Annotated in this window: 1 protein-coding gene; it reads right to left on the bottom strand. The window is 54.9% G+C overall.

Going from position 1 to position 344, the window contains the following annotated elements:
• Nucleotides 1–159 precede the first annotated feature (159 nt).
• The coding region (locus PA6_RS22200) for a transposase (protein WP_021703199.1) at nucleotides 160–344 on the bottom strand (185 nt) is incomplete at its 5' end.

Here is a 344-nt window from a genome sequence, read left to right as displayed (position 1 = left end):
CCCAGAGTGTGTAAAAACACTTTCGCATCTTGGGTGCCTCAGCCCAGTGTTCCTGGGCGAGGCGGTTTCCCAAGCAAATAGCCGCGATCAGCGCCAATAGCGCGTCAGAGCGTTTATGAAGCGCTTTGGCACCTCTTGGAGCAGCAAAAGCTGGGGCTTTTACGCCGTCATCGCCTTCAACAGGCCTTCGGTGCCGATGATTTTCATCACCCGTTTCAAGTTGTAGGCGAGCACATTCAAGCTCATCTCCGCACTCACCCCGTTCAGCTTTCGGGTCAGGAAGTGCGTTGCGCCCATCCATTGCTTGAGCGTACCGAAGGGATGCTCAACAGTCCGTTTTCGAA

The sequence above is a fragment of the Aquipseudomonas alcaligenes NBRC 14159 genome (assembly GCF_000467105.1).
GTDB lineage: Bacteria > Pseudomonadota > Gammaproteobacteria > Pseudomonadales > Pseudomonadaceae > Aquipseudomonas > Aquipseudomonas alcaligenes.
This window is presented reverse-complemented; position numbering and strand designations above follow the sequence as displayed.